Origin of the sequence: Clostridium algidicarnis (genome assembly GCF_000703125.1) — a bacterium.
In the GTDB taxonomy this organism is placed as follows: Bacteria; Bacillota; Clostridia; order Clostridiales; family Clostridiaceae; genus Clostridium_L; species Clostridium_L algidicarnis.
Genome location: NZ_JNLN01000001.1, coordinates 1842679 through 1858828, shown reverse-complemented (window position 1 = coordinate 1858828; position 16150 = coordinate 1842679). Strand labels below are relative to the sequence as shown.

The following is a 16150-nucleotide window of genomic DNA, read 5'->3' as shown; positions in this document are numbered from 1 at the left end:
GCTTTTTAAATACTCTTATATAAATATATTGCTTAATATTTGCGTTAATTACTTAATCCTTTTTTAATATTAAAATCCCTCTAGAAATCCTAGAGGGATTTTAAATTTATATGCTACTTCATCTGTAAACACTTCTTTTTTATTGTTTCTTTTTAATTGATTTGAATTCCAAAAAAAGTACTCTCTTGATAAATTATTCAAGAGAGTACTTTTTGTTACCTTTAACCTATATTATTCTCCAAGGATTTGTTTCTTAAGTTCTATACCTGTAGGAGTAACTGCAAGACCGCCTAAAGCTGTTTCGCGAAGTTCACAAGGCATACTCTTACCAATTTTATACATGGCTATTACTGTATCATCAAAGGGAATCTTACTTTCTACCCCTGACATTACTAGATCTGCTGCTGCTAAAGCACTTACAGCCCCTGATGCATTTCTTTTTGCACAAGGGACTTCTACAAGTCCCGCAATTGGATCACATACAAGGCCTAATATGTTTTTTATTACAATGGCTCCTGCATGAAGACTCATAGCTGGGCTTCCACCCATCATTTCAACTGTAGCTGCTGCTGCCATAGCTGCTGCTGATCCACATTCTGCTTGGCATCCACCTTCTGCTCCTGAAAGAGTAGCATTTTGAGCAATTATAAGACCTACTGCTGATGCAGCAAATAGACCCATTACCATTTCTTCTTCACTTTTATTTAAAGCTTCTCCAGCAGTTATTATAACGGAGGGAATTATACCACAAGAGCCCGCTGTAGGCGAAGCTACTATCCTACCCATGGATGCATTAACCTCAGAACACGATAATGCTCTTGCCATAGCTTTACCCATAATGTTCCCTGTTAAGGAATTTCCTCTTTTTAGATATTCATTAACCTTAAAAGCATCTCCACCTATAAGTCCACTTACAGACTTTGTTACATGTGTTAATCCGTAAGATGCTGATTCTTCCATTACTTTAAGATTTTTCAACATTTTATTCATCACAGTTTCTCTATCCATTTCTGACTTTTCCATTTCGAATCTTACAGCATATTCACTTAAACTTATGTTTTCTGTGTCACATATTTCTATTAATTCTTTTCCTGTATTTGCAAACATGTTATGCACCTTCCTTTATGGGGTTAATAGCTCTAACGCCTATAACATTTTCTAATGCCTTTATTTTTTCTATTCCACTTTTAGGTATTATATTATCTGTTTCAAATATCATAGTAGCCTCGGATCCTTTTTTACTTCTAAACACACTCATAGATGCTATATTAGTTCCCTCTTCATAAATTAAAGAAGTAACCTTTGAGATTAGACCTAAAACATCAATATGTTTAACTATAAGAGTTGGATATTCACCTGTAAATTCAAGTTTTTCTTCATCTACTTCTAGTATAATTATATTACCCCCACCTATAGATGATCCCATAACTGTAACTAAATTATCATCTTTAAGTTTAATTAAAAATTTAACTGTATTAGGGTGAACATCTCCTAAATCCGCTTCTCTAAAACTTACCTTGATATCCTTTTCTTTTGCTATGTCCAAAGAATATCTAAGTTTTTCATCATCAGGGTCCATACCTAATATTCCAGCAACTAAAGCTCTATCTGTACCATGGCCTTTATAGGTTTTAGCAAAAGAGCCATGTAACAAAAATATAACTTCTTTTATTTCAGGTCCTGCTATTATTGAAGCTATTTTTGCAAGTCTTGCGGCTCCTGCTGTATGTGAACTGGACGGGCCTATCATTATTGGCCCTAGTATATCAAAAACTCCAAATCTACTCATGTAATCACCTTATCCTCTTCATCTTTAATTAATCATAAATATATTCCTCTAGTATTTATAAAACCAGCTTCCTCCAATAAATTCTCTTAATATTGAATTCTCTGGCACCATATTTGTATCTACTTCTTTAAAGAAATTTAAAAAGCTTATAAGTCTTAATGCTTCATAATATACAGGACTATCATAATTTATCTTTGAAAGTTCTTCTATTGCATACTTTTTAAGCACGCATAATTCATATACTAATGTAGAATTAAACATAACATCTGCCTCTTCTTGAAAGGTAAATATATTCTTTTCTTCTCCCCTTCTTATAGAAGCCCACATGGAAAGGGTATTTTCTCCACTGTAACCCCTTGATAAAAGGTCTCTTACGATCCTTCTTATCATCCTAACATCTGTTGTTGATATTCTATTATGATTATCAATATTTAACTGTGTAAGAGCGCTTATATATATCTTAAATTTATTGTTAGGATTTATTGATTCAGTGAGTTTATCATTAAGACCATGTATTCCTTCTATTATTATGATTCCATTTTTAGGCATGCTCACTTTATTTCCTGCCCACCTTCTTTTTCCTTCCTTAAAGTCAAAGGTTGGTACACTTATTTCTTCCCCTCTTAGTAATTTATTTAGATCTTTATTAAAAAGTTCCAAATCTAAGGCCTCTATGGATTCAAAATCATAATCTCCGTTTTCATCTTTAGGGGTAAGTTCCCTGTCAATAAAATAATCATCTAAGGAAATTGGAACAGGTATATAACCATTTACTCTAAGCTGTATCGCAAGTCTGTTTGCAAAGGTAGTTTTACCTGAAGATGTGGGACCCGCTATAAGTACTATTTTAACTTCTTCTTTTTCACTTATCATATCAGCTATATATGCTATCTTTTTTTCATGAAGTGCTTCTGCCACCCGTATAAGCTCTAAAACATCTCCGCTTTTAACCTTATCATTTAAAGCTCCTACATCTCCAATTTCCAAAATATTATTCCAATGTTCAGTTTCAGCAAATATTTTTGCTAATTTCTTATGTTCTACAAACTTAGGTATCACTTTAGGATTATTTGATTCTGGAAATCTTAATATAAACCCTGGCTTATAATAAATTAGTTCAAAAATTTGTAAAGCACCTGTAGAATATACCATTGGTCCATAAAAGTAATCATATCTACCATCTAGCTCATATAGCTTTACCTCTTCATTATCTATACTTCTAAGAAGTCTAAGCTTATCTTCCATACCATAAGATTCAAATATCTTAGCTGCCTTTTTTTTAGTAACAGAAACCTTATTTATAACCATATCCTTATCTATTATTTCTTTCATCCTTTTTATTATGGCTATTAAATCCTTTTCATTTAAGGGATCTTTTTTATCAATCTCTCCATATATTCCTTTACTAAGAGAGTGTTCTATATTTACTTTTGATTCTTCAAATAGATCATATACTGCTTTTATCATAACGAATTGAAGACTTCTGGCATAGGTTTTAGCTCCTATATCACTATCTAGCTTTACTATTTCAAGCCTTCCACCTTTTTCTAATTTCGTATTAAGTTCATAATAATCCTTATCTATTTTAGCTAATAAAGCTTCTTTTGTATAGTCTAATTTATAAGTATCAATTACTTTTTTTATAGTTGTACCGCTTTCAACTAAAGCTTCTTTTCCATCAATAAAACACAAGTTAATATCTCCCATATATTGATTCCCCTTTAGCTTATATTTAATCTTAAATTCAAATACCATTATACTTCATAAAAATTGTTTTTGCATATAGCTTATAATTTATATTTTTTTTGACAACATATATATAAGGAGGCGCTTAAATGTTTATAGTGTTTTTTAGAACAATTATATTATATGTCTTTGTTGTAATAACTATGAGGCTTATGGGAAAAAGACAGATAGGTGAACTGCAACCCTTTGAACTTGTTATAACAATTATGGTATCTGAGCTCGCTGCTTTGCCTATGCAAAATGCTGGAATACCTATAATTCACGGAATAATACCTATAATAACACTTTTAACATTGCAGGTAATACTTTCAGAAATACAACTTAAAAGTGATAAATTTAGAAGCTTAATAGATGGGAGGCCAAGTATCCTTATAAAAAATGGCAAAGTAAACATAGATGAATTAAAAAATCAAAGATTAAGCATAAATGATCTTTTAGAAGAACTAAGAATAAAGGGTGAATTAGACATAAGTGACATAGCCTATGCCTTAATTGAAACTGATGGTCAGATGTCCGTTATAAATAAGCACCAATATGATAACGTAAAGAGAAGAGACTTAAATATAAAAGAAGAACAGATAAGTTTACCCGTACTCTTAATTTGTAATGGTGAGATAAAAGAAGATGGCCTTGATTATTATAAAAAAGATGAAAAGTGGATAAAGGATATTCTAACTAAAAATAATATTAATTCTGAAAAGGAAGTTTTTATTGCATTAATGGATTCAAAAGGAGAATTTTTTTATCAACTAATGAAAGAAAGGTGATAAATTTTATGAGGAACATGATTATATCCTTCTCACTTTTTGTGGTAATGATTTTTTCTATGAGTTTTTCTATAAGTTATCTAAATAAAACCTGCAAGTCACTTCTTGAATGTTGTGATAAACTTGAAGAAGATATAGCTGCTGAAAATTGGAATAATATCTATGAAGATAGCATAGATTTTCTTCATAAGGTTCAAAAAGACTCTAAACCATTATCAATTTTCATAGATCATCAAGAATTAGATAATATGTCAAATGAACTTTATAAGTTTACCCAATACACTAAATGGGAAAACAAAGAGGAGGCTTTAGCAAGTCTTCACGTGGTAAAATTTTATATTAATCATATACAAGAACTTCAAAAAGTTAATGCACAAAACATATTTTAGCTAAATCCCTTTAAAAATTATACAAATAGTTTATAATTTAAGTATAGAACTTTTATATAAATTGTTTTATAATGAATATATGATAAAGCGTCCCAGTGGGACAGTTTATATCCCTTAAGTAATATATCAATATTAATTGATATATTTAATTAATGAAAGGTGGTTTTTTTTATGGCATTAGTTACAACTAAAGAAATGTTTAAAAAAGCTTATGAAGGCAAATACGCAATAGGAGCTTTCAATATTAACAATATGGAGATAGTTCAAGGAGTAATGAGGGGTGCTAAAGCTAAAAACTCTGCTGTAATACTTCAATGTTCAACTGGAGCTATTAAATATGCAGGTCCTGAATATTTAAAGGCAATGGTAGAAGCTTCTGTAAAAGAAACTGGAATAGATGTTGCACTTCACTTAGATCATGGTCCAGATTTAGATTCAGTTAAACTTGCAATAGCTAGTGGATTTACATCCGTTATGTTTGATGGTTCTCATTATGATTATGAGGAGAACGTTGCAAAAACTATAGAAGTTGTTGAATATGCACATAGCCGTGGAGTTGTTGTAGAAGCTGAACTAGGTGTTCTTGCAGGCGTTGAAGATGATGTTAAGAGCGACGTTCATGTATATACTGACCCAGATCAAGCTGTAGATTTTGTTAAAAGAACTGGTGTAGATTCTTTAGCTATAGCAATAGGCACAAGTCACGGAGCATTTAAATTTGCAGGAGAAGCTAAATTAAGATTTGATATATTAGAAGATATCCAAAAGAAATTACCAGGTTTCCCAATAGTTCTTCATGGTGCTTCAGCTGTAGATGCAAAAGTTGTTGCAACTTGCAATGAATTCGGTGGAAACATAGCAGGATCAAAGGGTGTTCCTGAAGATATGTTAAGAAAAGCAACATCAATGGCTGTTTGCAAAATTAACATGGATACAGATTTAAGACTTGCAATGACTGCTGCTGTAAGAAAAACTTTTGGAGAAGATCCAAAAGAGTTTGACCCAAGAAAATATTTAGGTGCTGGAAGAAGCGCAGTACAAAAAACAGTAGAAGATAAAATAGAATTTGTTTTAGGATCTACTGACAGTATGAATAAATAATAATAAAAAACTAAAATGGTGGTACTACCCTTAAGGGAAAGTACCACCATTTTTATATAACTTATTCGTAATCTATATGCTGCTACTTTTCTATATAATTAATTACATGTTTAATAACTATATTTATACTTCCGTCACCATTTTTCTTAATCTCAAACCTGTCTTTATCATGATAAGCCTCTTCACTTAAATATAGATCAATATCTTTATCTATTTTAAGCCTTGTTCGTTTAAGTTTTTTATCTACCCACTGTTTATCTATAGTTACTGTATCTTCTATGCCTTGAGCTTCTACAAATTGAACAAAGCTTTCTTTTGCTAAAGGCTCTTCTTTAAATAGTTCAGTAGATAGATCTTCAACATTAATGGTTTCTTCTTCTCTTAATTTCTTTTTTACAGTAGTTCTTATTGTTTCTGCCTTACCTGCATTTTCACTTACATTGTTTCTAGTCCAGTTTTCTGTGGCATTTAATAAGTTTTTAGTCATATCTCTTTCATTATCTACAAGGCTACAGCCTAGATAATTAGAAATAAAATAGTTAGAACCATATTGCTCTTTTTCCTTAGATTTACTTTGCTTATCTAGAACCATAAGATGAAACTTTTCATCTTCTCTTATAGGCTTAATAAAAGCACATTTTTGAATTTTTTGACCGCTAGATGGAAGTCCTGATGTTTGAGACACTATATTTATATCTATATTATTTTCTTTAAAGTCTATTTTATGCACATAGTTTTTTATATAATCCATCTTCAATATGGCAAGCATTGGACTATATTCTGTGGATATTGATACCACTATAAGGTCACAAGATGGAACATTTCCATTAGATTTCATTAATGTGAAGAGTTGATTTGCAATGTCATGAGACACAGTTACTATATCATTTTCTCCATTTAAATATTCTTGTGCTGACTCTTTAACTATGTTTCTTCCAGAATTAAATACAGCATACTTAAGCTCTTCATCTTTTAAAAGCTTTTCCATATGTTTTAATAAAAACTTATATATTTCTTCGTTTAAATCTAAAATAAAAGAATTAAGAAGCGGCTCCCCAGCATTATTGTCTAGAATGTGTATTATAGCTTCATTTATGTGTATATCATTAATATATTCCATATATTCACCAACCTAGTATATTTTAATTATGCTTTTCAAATCCATTTTAATATAGTAATTAGTAACAATACCAAGCTTTCTATTTTACCATGTATCTATGATTTTTTAATAGCTCTAGGATTATACTTAAATGCTAAATTCAAAATCTTTTCATCTGGAGCAAATTTTATCATTATAGTCTCTGCTCCCTTATTTAATATTGCTACAAAAATTTCTCCATTATAGTTTGGAGGATATAAGTTTATTACCTTATTTGGTTTATTAACAAAATCCTTTATATACTGACTATTATCCTTAGCTATAATTTGTGCGTCCTTTACATTAAAATTTATTATTCTTTTTCTCTTTTTCATTTCAAATATCTTATCTATATCTATCTCCCCATTTGTAAATATGTATTCATACTCAATAAAAAGGTTTTTCTTAAAGAAAAATATTCCTACAGCAATTAATTCAAAAATTATAAATAAAGAAAACTTACCTATTATAAGACCTGCTACTCCTAATATTACAATTAAGTACATTAATACATTTGCTACTTTATAAGCAAAGTGCTTTTTAGTAGTTAATAATTGTTCATAAAAATTATCCATACCCTATCCCCTTTTTCATCTTATGTAAAGACTCATTAACTCTTTTATTTCCCATAAAAATATAGATATTTACAATAAAGTATTATATCATAATATGTAATACTTTTAAACAAAGGAAGGTTGATAAGAATGAAGGAACTAGAAACCAAAATATTAGATATTGATTTAGATGAGGTACGAAATAAAATAAAATATTTAAATCTTGAAAATGTGAAATGTGAAAATCAGGTAAATAACTTGTTTGACTTCCCAAATAAAACTCTCTTAGCTAAAAAAGGTTACGCTAGAGTGAGGTTTGTAGAGGATTTATTAAATAATAAAGTTGTATATTATATGACCACAAAAAAGATGATAAGCCAAGACAAATTTAAGGTAATGGAAGAGGTTGAAATAGAAGTTAGTGATGGAGAGGAGGCTATTAAATTATTTGAATCTTTAGGCCTTGAACTTGTAGGCTCCGTAAAAAAGTACAGAGAAAGTTATAGATATAAAAATTCTTTAATCGAAATAGATATAAACGATAAATCTTTTTGCCCTTTTCCATATATAGAAGTTGAAACTTCTACTGAAGAAGAGTTAAAAGAGGTCGTAGAACTTTTAGGTTATACCATGGAAGATACCTGTTCAAAAACTATATACGACATATTAAATGATAAGGGTATAACACCTAAATCTCCTTTGGGAATCTAATTTTTATTCCATAACTCATCACTTAGGCTTCCTAAATAAAATAATTTAACCACCTGTATGTACCGATACACAACTTTACATTTCAATATATAATTGACTCTTATTACATAGTACAATGTATATATTAAGTTTTTTAGGAGGGCACTATGAACAAGAATAATGATGACTTACTAACTGGGGATTTAAAGTCCAATTTGTTACGAATGTCTATACCCACCATGCTAGGTTTTATGCTCCAATCCGTCTATGATATAGTTGATATCATATGGATTGGTAGAATTTCTTCTTCTGCCGTAGCAGGAGTTACTCTATTTTCTACTATATTTTGGATGGTAGATATTTTAAATGAAATTATAGGTACTAGTTCCATATCACTTATATCTCAAGGTTATGGAGCTAAGGATCAAAAGAAAACTAGTCTTGCAATTGAGCAAACCCTAGTTTTCAAGGCTCTAGTTGCAGTAATTGCCGCAATTATAATGTTATTAATAATAAAGCCTTTATTAAACATATTTTCTAAGGATACCGTTGTAATTCAGTCCGCTTTAAGCTATGGGTATATACGAATATTTTTCTTACCTATAATGTTTTCATCTTACACTGTAAACACAGCTTTAAGATGCCTTGGGGATGCTAAGACTCCTATGAAGATAATGTTTGTGTCCTCAATATTAAACGTTATATTAGATCCTATATTTATGTTTGAAACTATACCCGGCACCTCTATACCAGGACTTAATCTTGGCGTACTTGGTGCAGGAATCGCTACTGTAATATCCACTGTAGTGGCTTTTATTATTGGATTTTATATTTTAATCTCTGGTAAAGGAAAAATAAAAATAAAAATAAAAAACCTATTTAAATTAGATTTAGAGGTAGATAAAAAACTTTTAACCATTGGGCTTCCTTCTGGAATGGAAATGCTATTTAGACAATTTTCAGGAATGATAACAATATACTTTGTGTCTGATTATGGTACTAATGCCTTAGCAGCTATTGGTATAGGAAATAAGTTATTTAACTTTGCCTTTATGCCCCTACTTGGATTTGCCATAGGCAGTAGTTCCATAGTTGGACAGTGCCTTGGTGCTGAAAATATAAGTAGAGCTAAAGAAACTGTTAAATATAGTACCATAATAAATGTATCACTCATGTGTTTAATAACTTTAGTAGCATTCTTATTTCCTTCTTTTATTATGAAAGCCTTTATTAAAGACCCTGACGTCATAGCTATTGGTATACCAATGATTAAAATTATGACCCCCGCTTTAATAGCTTCTGGAGTTTCTATGGGACTTGGATCGGTATTTTCAGGTTCAGGACACAATACTCCTTTTATGGTATCTAGCCTTATTTCAAGGTGGGGAGTACAAATTCCACTTATCGCCATAATGGTTCGAGTCCTTAATCTACCTATAAATTATATATGGTCAACTTTTTTAATCGCTAATGTAGTTGAAGTTATTGTAGTATATATCTTTTATAAAAAAGGAACCTGGGAACATAAAAGGGTATAAATTTCTTAGTAACATATCTTCATCAATAAGTAATGATATGCTACTTTTTAATAACACATTTAAAATTATTTATAGAATAAAGATTGAGAGATAGGTGATTATTTTGAAACTAAAAAAAAGGCTACTAATATTCACAATTGTATCTATTATTATATCAACATTTTATATTTTCAAAAGCAGAAAAAAAGAAGTAGCCTTTTATGATTTTATAAACAATATTAATGAAGAAAGAAAGTTTAACGTATCTAACTCTACTCCTTTAGATATCTCAAAATATATGGAAAATAAAAATATAAATGAGGAGATATTTACAAATGAAGATTTAGAAAAACTTACAAACTATAAGTACGCAAATGAAAACATTTCAAATAAAATCTTAACTCTAAATGAAGTTAATGAAGATATTGAATATACCTTTAAACTACTTAAATATGTATATGGCCCTTATGAATATTTCGGTGGAGATGAAGTCTTTCTAAAAAAAGAAAATGAAATTCTAAATGAATTGCCTAATATGGGAAATATAAAATATGATGATATTAAAAAACTATTATTAGAGGCATTGAGTTTTATAAATGATGGTCATTTCAGTATTTCTAATTCATCTATTAATATAAACAAAAACTCTATCTATGTATATAATGAAGATTATATATTTAAAAAAGATACTAATGGGTATTATACCACTATTAACAATACTAAGTGGTATGCAACGTCTATAGATGAAAAACCCTCGGATAAATATATGAAGACTACAATAACTAAAGATGGAGAATTGGCCTATTCAATTGGCATGTTATTAAATAATAGTGAAGATATTTATCCCATAAACATAAGTCTAACAAATAATAAAACAAATAAGACTATCGATAAAATTGTTAATTTAGAAAGAAACTTAAAAACTAATAAAACACCTGAAGCTTCTGTAACTGAGAAAACTTTAGATAATATTCCTATCTTAAAAATTATGAGTATGAGACCAACAAACTCTAATGACAATAGTTTATATGATTTTGTAGAGAGTGCTGAAAGATTGAATAAAAATAAAGTATTAATTATTGATTTAAGAGGAAATATTGGTGGCGCTGAATCCTTATGGAAAAAGTGGTTAAATGCTTACATCGGACAGGATATAGAAATAACCCAAAGTGTAGGAAAAAAGAATAGTAAGGCAAAGCTTTGGGCCTATAAAAAATATAGTGAAAGATTTAGTTCTGATAAAGAATTATTAGTTAAGATAAATAGTAGCATTAATAATGAAGATTATGGATATTGGGATTCATATTTATTTAAGGGAAAATGGTATGAAAACGAAAATTTAATTTTTGTTTTAGTAGATGATGATGTGGCTTCGGCTTCAGAAGGATTCTTAAGCTATCTTAGAAACATAGAAAATGTAGTTTTTGTGGGCTCTAATTCAAGAGGATGCCTTCTAGTACCAGATACCTCTGAGTTTAGCCTTCCTAATTCTAATATTATTTTAAGATTTGGAACTGGTATAGCATTTAAGAATACCGATACTAATATTGATGGAGTAGGATTTGAACCAGATATATGGGTAAATAGTAGTGATGCACTTGATAGAGTCCTTAAGTTATGCGAAAGATACACTATCTCTTCAATGAAGCATATGAAATAATATTTTATTAAATCATATTTAATGTCCTTGACCTATTCCTCTAAGTGTTTTATAATAGCATGTATAATTAAACAAAGATGCAATGATTAGGAGTAGTAATAATTAGTTTAGTCTAAAGAGAGCTGTTGTCTGGTGAAAAACAGTGATAAACTTTATGAACTCGCCTAGGAGTAAGCTTGAGGAAATGCAAGCAGGGTAAATCCCTTATCTTTTCAAGAGAGGTTATTTTATTATGGCCTAATCAGAGTGGTACCGCGGAATATGCTTTCGTCTCTTTATAAGAGATGAGGGCTTTTTTTAATTCCCAAATATATCAATCTAAAATCATATATTCAAGGAGGAATTCAAATGGCTAAATATAATATTTCAGTAGATAAAAAATGGCAAAAAAAATGGGAAGATACTAATTTATATAAGTTTGATGAGGATAGTTCAAAAGAGAAACTATATGTATTAGAGATGTTTTCTTACCCTTCAGGTAGTAAGTTACATGCTGGTCACTGGTTTAACTATGGCCCTGTAGACTCTTGGGCAAGACTTAAGAGAATGCAAGGATATAACGTATTTCAGCCCATGGGCTTTGATGCCTTTGGACTTCCAGCAGAAAACTTTGCAATAAAAACAGGTATACATCCTAAAGATTCTACAGTTAAAAACATAAAAACCATGGAAGAACAATTAAAATCCATGGGTGCTATGTTTAACTGGGATCATGAGGTTATAACTTCTGATCCTGAATACTACAAATGGACTCAGTGGCTTTTCTTAAAACTTTTTGAAAAAGATTTAGCTTACAGAAAAAAGGCTCCTGTAAATTGGTGCCCTAGCTGTAATACAGTGCTCGCAAATGAGCAGGTAGTTGATGGTGTTTGTGAAAGATGTGAAACAGAAGTTACAAAAAAGGAATTAACTCAATGGTTTTTGAAAATAACTGATTATGCAGATGAGTTATTAGAAAATATAGATACCCTAGATTGGCCTGAAAAAACAAAGTCCATGCAAAAACATTGGATAGGCAAATCTACTGGGGCTGAAGTAACCTTTAAGGTTAAAGACTCAGATTTAAGCTTTGGAGTATTCACAACTAGAGCTGATACACTTTTTGGAGTATCCTATGTAGTTTTAGCCCCTGAAAACCCATTAGTGGATGTCTTAATATTAGATAAATATAAAGATGAGGTTGAATCTTATAAGCTTCAAGCTAAAAAACAGTCTGAAATTGAAAGACAATCTATAACTAGAGATAAAACAGGAGTATTTAGTGGTTCTTATGCAATAAATCCTATAAACGGTAGAGAAGTTCCTATTTGGATTGGTGACTACGTACTTGCAACCTATGGTACTGGTGCTGTTATGGCTGTTCCAGCCCATGATGAAAGAGACTTTTCTTTTGCTACTAAGTATAATCTTTCTATTGAAAGAGTTATCGATGGTGGAAAAGAATTACCTTATACTGACCATGGAACTATGATAAATAGTGGAGAGTTTAATGGTTTAACTACAAAAGAAGGTAAAGACGCTATAGTATCTAAATTGGAATCTTTAAATCTTGGATCTTTAAAAACAAATTATAGGTTAAGAGATTGGCTTATATCAAGACAAAGATATTGGGGCGCTCCAATTCCTATAGTACACTGTGAACATTGTGGAACTGTTGCTGTTCCAGAAGAGCAGCTTCCAGTGATATTACCTTATGATGTAGAGTTTACTCCAGATGGAAAGTCACCACTAGCTAAATCAGAAGATTTTATAAATACAACTTGCCCAAAATGTGGTGGTGCTGCTAAAAGAGAAGCTGATACCTTAGATACCTTTGTATGTTCATCTTGGTATTATTTAAGATATGCAGATTCTAATAACAGTGAAAAGGCCTTTGACATAGATAAGATAAATAAAATCTTACCTGTAGATAAATATGTGGGTGGACCAGAACATGCTTGCATGCACCTTCTTTACGCTAGATTTATAACTAAGGCTTTAAGAGATATGGGTTATTTAAACTTTGATGAGCCGTTTAAATCACTAACTCATCAAGGCTTAATACTAGGACCTGATGGCCATAAAATGAGTAAGTCTAAAGGCAATACCATATCCCCTGATGATTATATTAGTGAATATGGCTCTGATGTATTTAGGATGTATTTAATGTTTGGATTCTCATATGTTGAAGGTGGCGCTTGGAGTGATGATGGTCTTAAATCTATAGCTAGATTTGTTGAAAGAATGGAAAGAGTTATTGATTCTGCAAGAGAAGCTATAGAAGATAACACAGAAGATAAAACTACTATGGATAAAGCGGAAAAGGAATTAAACTACTGGAGACATTTTGCTATAAAAAATGTTACCACCGACTCAGAGATACTTCAGTTTAATACCGCTATAGCAAGAATTATGGAACTTACCACTGCTTTATCTAAATATATGAATGAATCACGAAAGAATCTAAGTCTACTTAAGGATACATTAACAGATTTTATAAAACTTATAGCTCCATTTACCCCTCATTTTGCCGAAGAGCAATGGAACCTTTTATACAAGATAAAAGATTCAGACATAGACTATTCCGTGTTTAATCAAAAATGGCCTAAGTTAGATGAAAAGGCCTTAATAAAAGACGAAATAGAAATAGCTATACAAGTTAACGGAAAAATAAAAACTAGAATAAATATAGCTTCTGGCTTATCTGAAGATTTAATTAAAGAAGCAGCCTTAAGTGACAGTGATATAACCTCTTCTATAGAAGGAAAATCTATAGTAAAGGTAATAGTTATAAAAGGACGACTTGTTAACATAGTTGTTAAATAATACTTTCCATTAATCCTAAACTTATAAATCATTCATCATTAATTTATTAAATTAGCTAATTAACTTTTCACCTTGACAGACAATAACTACTATTATAAAATATTTTATATAATATTTATTTTATCTATGGTTATACTATTATGTATTACTATAAGTAATAGTAACTCTATATTATAATTACCTTAGACTAAAATAATTTAAGAAAAGAGGGATACACATGGGTGTTATTAAAATAAGTGATGTGGCTTATGATGAATTCAAAGGCCTACTAGATCAAAACGAACTTCCAAATTATATTATAAGGATTAACTTAGCTGGTATGGGCTGAAGTGGCCCTTCATTTAATATTGTTCTGGATGAACAAAAAGATACAGATATAGTTGAAACAGTTAAGGACATTACTTTCCTTATAGATAAAAACCTTGTAGAAGATTTTGAAGGATTTAGAATAACTTCATCTGCTGAAAATGGCAGTGGATTAATGCTAGAACCTACAAAAGATCTAGGTGAATCTGGTGGTTGTTCAAGTTGCAGTAGTTGCGGCTAATATCACTTTAATAAGAAAGGTAGAAGATTTTAAAATCTTCTACCTTTTTTTTGTAATCTCTATCTATTATCTTGCCCAATCATGTAAAAGTTCTCTCATAACATTTAAACCATAGCTAGTATCTGATTCATAGTATCCCTTTGATTTTAAGTTTTTCACTTCTCCATAAGACTTTTTTAAAGATAATTTTTGATTTTTACCTGCCAAAACCCAAAGTGTTCTATAGTTAATAGGCTTTATAGTTAGTTCCCCTTCACCAAGTCCGTCTGTAAAATATATAACAAAAGATCTTCTAAGAGCCTTTTTATTTATATATTCAAAAACTGGAGAAAAAGCAGTACCACCTTTCTTTTCTAACCTAGGTTTTAGGTCTTTTCTAGAGTTTAATTTATATACCCTTCTAATTTTATCATCACATTCAATTACAGTAATTTTTATATTTCTATTTTTAACTATTCCAAACACTTCTATAAATATTTGTTCTATCTCTTTATCAGTGATACTGCCACTTATATCTATAGCAATTATTATCTCAGCTACATGACTTTTTAATGTTCCTCTAAGGTCTAACCTATTTGGTTGCCTTCTATCTTTTCTAGTAATAGTCTTTCTACTTCCAGAGGGCATAGATTTAATTATACTTTTAAGGTAATCTACCCATGCAATTTCAGGAACACTATTTAAGCTTGATAGTATTTCTTCAAGTCCCCTAGGTGACTTCCCCTTGTTAGCATTTATTGCAACTCCTTTAATAAGTTCCTTTGAGTCTTCCATATTTAACCCTTGTGAAGAGTTTATAAAAGAATCATGAATACTTTCTAAATCTAAATCTTTTAAATTAAGATTTTTCTTTCCTGAATTATTGGAAATATCCTCTATAGCTTTATATATTTCTTTTGCATAGGCCTCTATAGTAGAGTCTTTATTTAGCTCTACATTTAATGCTAAGGATATATTATCAATTTTTGTTGCATAGGAAGGTAGGCCCTTTATAAATTGATTAACCGATATGTCCATAGCTATATTCACAGGTACTTTTCCATACTTACTATACAAATCTTGAGCTCTAACATGATGGCCATACATAATATGATAAATTTCATGCTTTATAAGTGCTTTCATCTCCTCAAGACTACAATTTAAAAACTTCCAAGGATTAAAGTACATTATAAATCCTAATAAATCTATCTCTGTGCTTATAGGCCACTCTATGTCAAAACTAATATCTCTTTTAGTCTTCATCATAAAAAATCCAAAAAAGCTATCTTCCCCTTGCATTAATGAAAATACAACACCCTCTATTAACTCCTTAAATTCTCTTTTAGTTTTATCCCCAAAGATTTTACTCATAACTATTTTATCTTCTTCTTTGTTTCCTGTATAAACCTTAGAAAGTTCTTTAAGAAGACTTATTCTTAATGTTTCCACTGATTTACTTTCCATTTAT

General features: G+C 30.3%; 14 protein-coding genes and 1 other annotated feature. Of the genes, 8 read left to right on the top strand and 6 right to left on the bottom strand.

Annotation, left to right across the window (positions count from 1 at the left end; genetic code table 11):
• Positions 1-231: 231 nt before the first annotated feature.
• Genes sdaAA through BV55_RS0108860 form a run of 3 tightly spaced genes read right to left on the bottom strand, consistent with a single transcriptional unit; the run spans position 232 to position 3496 of the window.
• Entirely contained in the window at positions 232-1107 is an 876-nt protein-coding gene (gene sdaAA / locus BV55_RS0108870) for an L-serine ammonia-lyase, iron-sulfur-dependent, subunit alpha (protein ID WP_029452477.1), read from the bottom strand.
• Between the two features lies 1 nt (position 1108).
• Entirely contained in the window at positions 1109-1789 is a 681-nt protein-coding gene (sdaAB, locus tag BV55_RS0108865) for an L-serine ammonia-lyase, iron-sulfur-dependent subunit beta (protein WP_029452476.1), read from the bottom strand.
• A gap of 48 nt (positions 1790-1837) precedes the next feature.
• Positions 1838-3496 carry a nucleoside kinase gene (locus BV55_RS0108860; protein ID WP_029452475.1) on the bottom strand — a complete coding sequence of 553 codons (1659 nt, stop codon included), beginning with the start codon at positions 3494-3496 and terminating at the stop codon, positions 1838-1840.
• A 128-nt stretch (positions 3497-3624) separates the two neighbouring features.
• On the opposite strand from BV55_RS0108860, the gene BV55_RS0108855 reads away from it, so the two are divergent.
• The 3 genes from BV55_RS0108855 to fba all read left to right on the top strand — a co-directional run bounded on the left by BV55_RS0108855 (position 3625) and on the right by fba (position 5792).
• A complete protein-coding gene (locus tag BV55_RS0108855; protein ID WP_029452474.1) occupies positions 3625-4302 on the top strand; it encodes a DUF421 domain-containing protein in 678 nt (225 codons plus the stop codon).
• Positions 4303-4310: 8 nt separating this feature from the next.
• Entirely contained in the window at positions 4311-4691 is a 381-nt protein-coding gene (locus tag BV55_RS0108850; protein ID WP_029452473.1) for a DUF4363 family protein, read from the top strand.
• A gap of 171 nt (positions 4692-4862) precedes the next feature.
• On the top strand, positions 4863-5792 hold the full coding sequence (gene fba / locus BV55_RS0108845) for a class II fructose-1,6-bisphosphate aldolase (protein ID WP_029452472.1): 930 nt from the start codon (positions 4863-4865) through the stop codon (positions 5790-5792).
• An 82-nt stretch (positions 5793-5874) separates the two neighbouring features.
• On the opposite strand, the gene BV55_RS0108840 is transcribed toward fba, so the two are convergent.
• Together BV55_RS0108840 and BV55_RS0108835 are read right to left on the bottom strand one after the other, a co-directional pair.
• The gene (locus BV55_RS0108840) at positions 5875-6912 is read right to left on the bottom strand and encodes a nucleoid-associated protein (RefSeq protein WP_029452471.1); all 1038 of its coding nucleotides are present in this window, start codon (positions 6910-6912) and stop codon (positions 5875-5877) included.
• A gap of 95 nt (positions 6913-7007) precedes the next feature.
• Positions 7008-7505 (bottom strand): DUF6106 family protein, encoded by a 498-nt coding sequence (locus BV55_RS0108835; protein ID WP_029452470.1) that lies wholly within the window; start codon positions 7503-7505, stop codon positions 7008-7010.
• A gap of 129 nt (positions 7506-7634) precedes the next feature.
• Between BV55_RS0108835 and BV55_RS0108830 the strand changes: the two genes are divergently transcribed.
• The 5 genes from BV55_RS0108830 to BV55_RS15990 all read left to right on the top strand — a co-directional run bounded on the left by BV55_RS0108830 (position 7635) and on the right by BV55_RS15990 (position 14484).
• Positions 7635-8195 carry a class IV adenylate cyclase gene (locus tag BV55_RS0108830; RefSeq protein WP_029452469.1) on the top strand — a complete coding sequence of 187 codons (561 nt, stop codon included), beginning with the start codon at positions 7635-7637 and terminating at the stop codon, positions 8193-8195.
• Between the two features lie 146 nt (positions 8196-8341).
• A complete protein-coding gene (locus BV55_RS0108825) occupies positions 8342-9712 on the top strand; it encodes an MATE family efflux transporter (RefSeq protein WP_029452468.1) in 1371 nt (456 codons plus the stop codon).
• 103 nt (positions 9713-9815) lie between these two features.
• Positions 9816-11351, top strand: coding sequence for a S41 family peptidase (locus tag BV55_RS0108820; protein WP_029452467.1), 1536 nt, complete (start codon positions 9816-9818; stop codon positions 11349-11351).
• A gap of 73 nt (positions 11352-11424) precedes the next feature.
• Positions 11425-11629 (top strand) — a binding site (T-box leader).
• Positions 11630-11699: 70 nt separating this feature from the next.
• Entirely contained in the window at positions 11700-14156 is a 2457-nt protein-coding gene (gene leuS, locus BV55_RS0108815) for a leucine--tRNA ligase (RefSeq protein WP_029452466.1), read from the top strand.
• A gap of 217 nt (positions 14157-14373) precedes the next feature.
• Positions 14374-14484, top strand: a complete 111-nt coding sequence (locus BV55_RS15990; protein ID WP_479723174.1) for an iron-sulfur cluster assembly accessory protein — start codon at positions 14374-14376, stop codon at positions 14482-14484.
• A 285-nt stretch (positions 14485-14769) separates the two neighbouring features.
• Here BV55_RS15990 and BV55_RS0108805 read toward each other — a convergent pair whose 3' ends face one another.
• Positions 14770-16146 (bottom strand): vWA domain-containing protein, encoded by a 1377-nt coding sequence (locus BV55_RS0108805; protein WP_084170524.1) that lies wholly within the window; start codon positions 16144-16146, stop codon positions 14770-14772.
• Positions 16147-16150 lie beyond the last annotated feature (4 nt).

Coding starts and splice junctions, on each gene's coding strand:
- sdaAA (WP_029452477.1), bottom strand. CDS start 1,107: ATGTTTGCAAATACAGGAAAAGAATTAATAGAAATATGTGACACAGAA.
- sdaAB (WP_029452476.1), bottom strand. CDS start 1,789: ATGAGTAGATTTGGAGTTTTTGATATACTAGGGCCAATAATGATAGGC.
- BV55_RS0108860 (WP_029452475.1), bottom strand. CDS start 3,496: ATGGGAGATATTAACTTGTGTTTTATTGATGGAAAAGAAGCTTTAGTT.
- BV55_RS0108855 (WP_029452474.1), top strand. CDS start 3,625: ATGTTTATAGTGTTTTTTAGAACAATTATATTATATGTCTTTGTTGTA.
- BV55_RS0108850 (WP_029452473.1), top strand. CDS start 4,311: ATGAGGAACATGATTATATCCTTCTCACTTTTTGTGGTAATGATTTTT.
- fba (WP_029452472.1), top strand. CDS start 4,863: ATGGCATTAGTTACAACTAAAGAAATGTTTAAAAAAGCTTATGAAGGC.
- BV55_RS0108840 (WP_029452471.1), bottom strand. CDS start 6,912: ATGGAATATATTAATGATATACACATAAATGAAGCTATAATACACATT.
- BV55_RS0108835 (WP_029452470.1), bottom strand. CDS start 7,505: ATGGATAATTTTTATGAACAATTATTAACTACTAAAAAGCACTTTGCT.
- BV55_RS0108830 (WP_029452469.1), top strand. CDS start 7,635: ATGAAGGAACTAGAAACCAAAATATTAGATATTGATTTAGATGAGGTA.
- BV55_RS0108825 (WP_029452468.1), top strand. CDS start 8,342: ATGAACAAGAATAATGATGACTTACTAACTGGGGATTTAAAGTCCAAT.
- leuS (WP_029452466.1), top strand. CDS start 11,700: ATGGCTAAATATAATATTTCAGTAGATAAAAAATGGCAAAAAAAATGG.
- BV55_RS15990 (WP_479723174.1), top strand. CDS start 14,374: ATGGGTGTTATTAAAATAAGTGATGTGGCTTATGATGAATTCAAAGGC.
- BV55_RS0108805 (WP_084170524.1), bottom strand. CDS start 16,146: ATGGAAAGTAAATCAGTGGAAACATTAAGAATAAGTCTTCTTAAAGAA.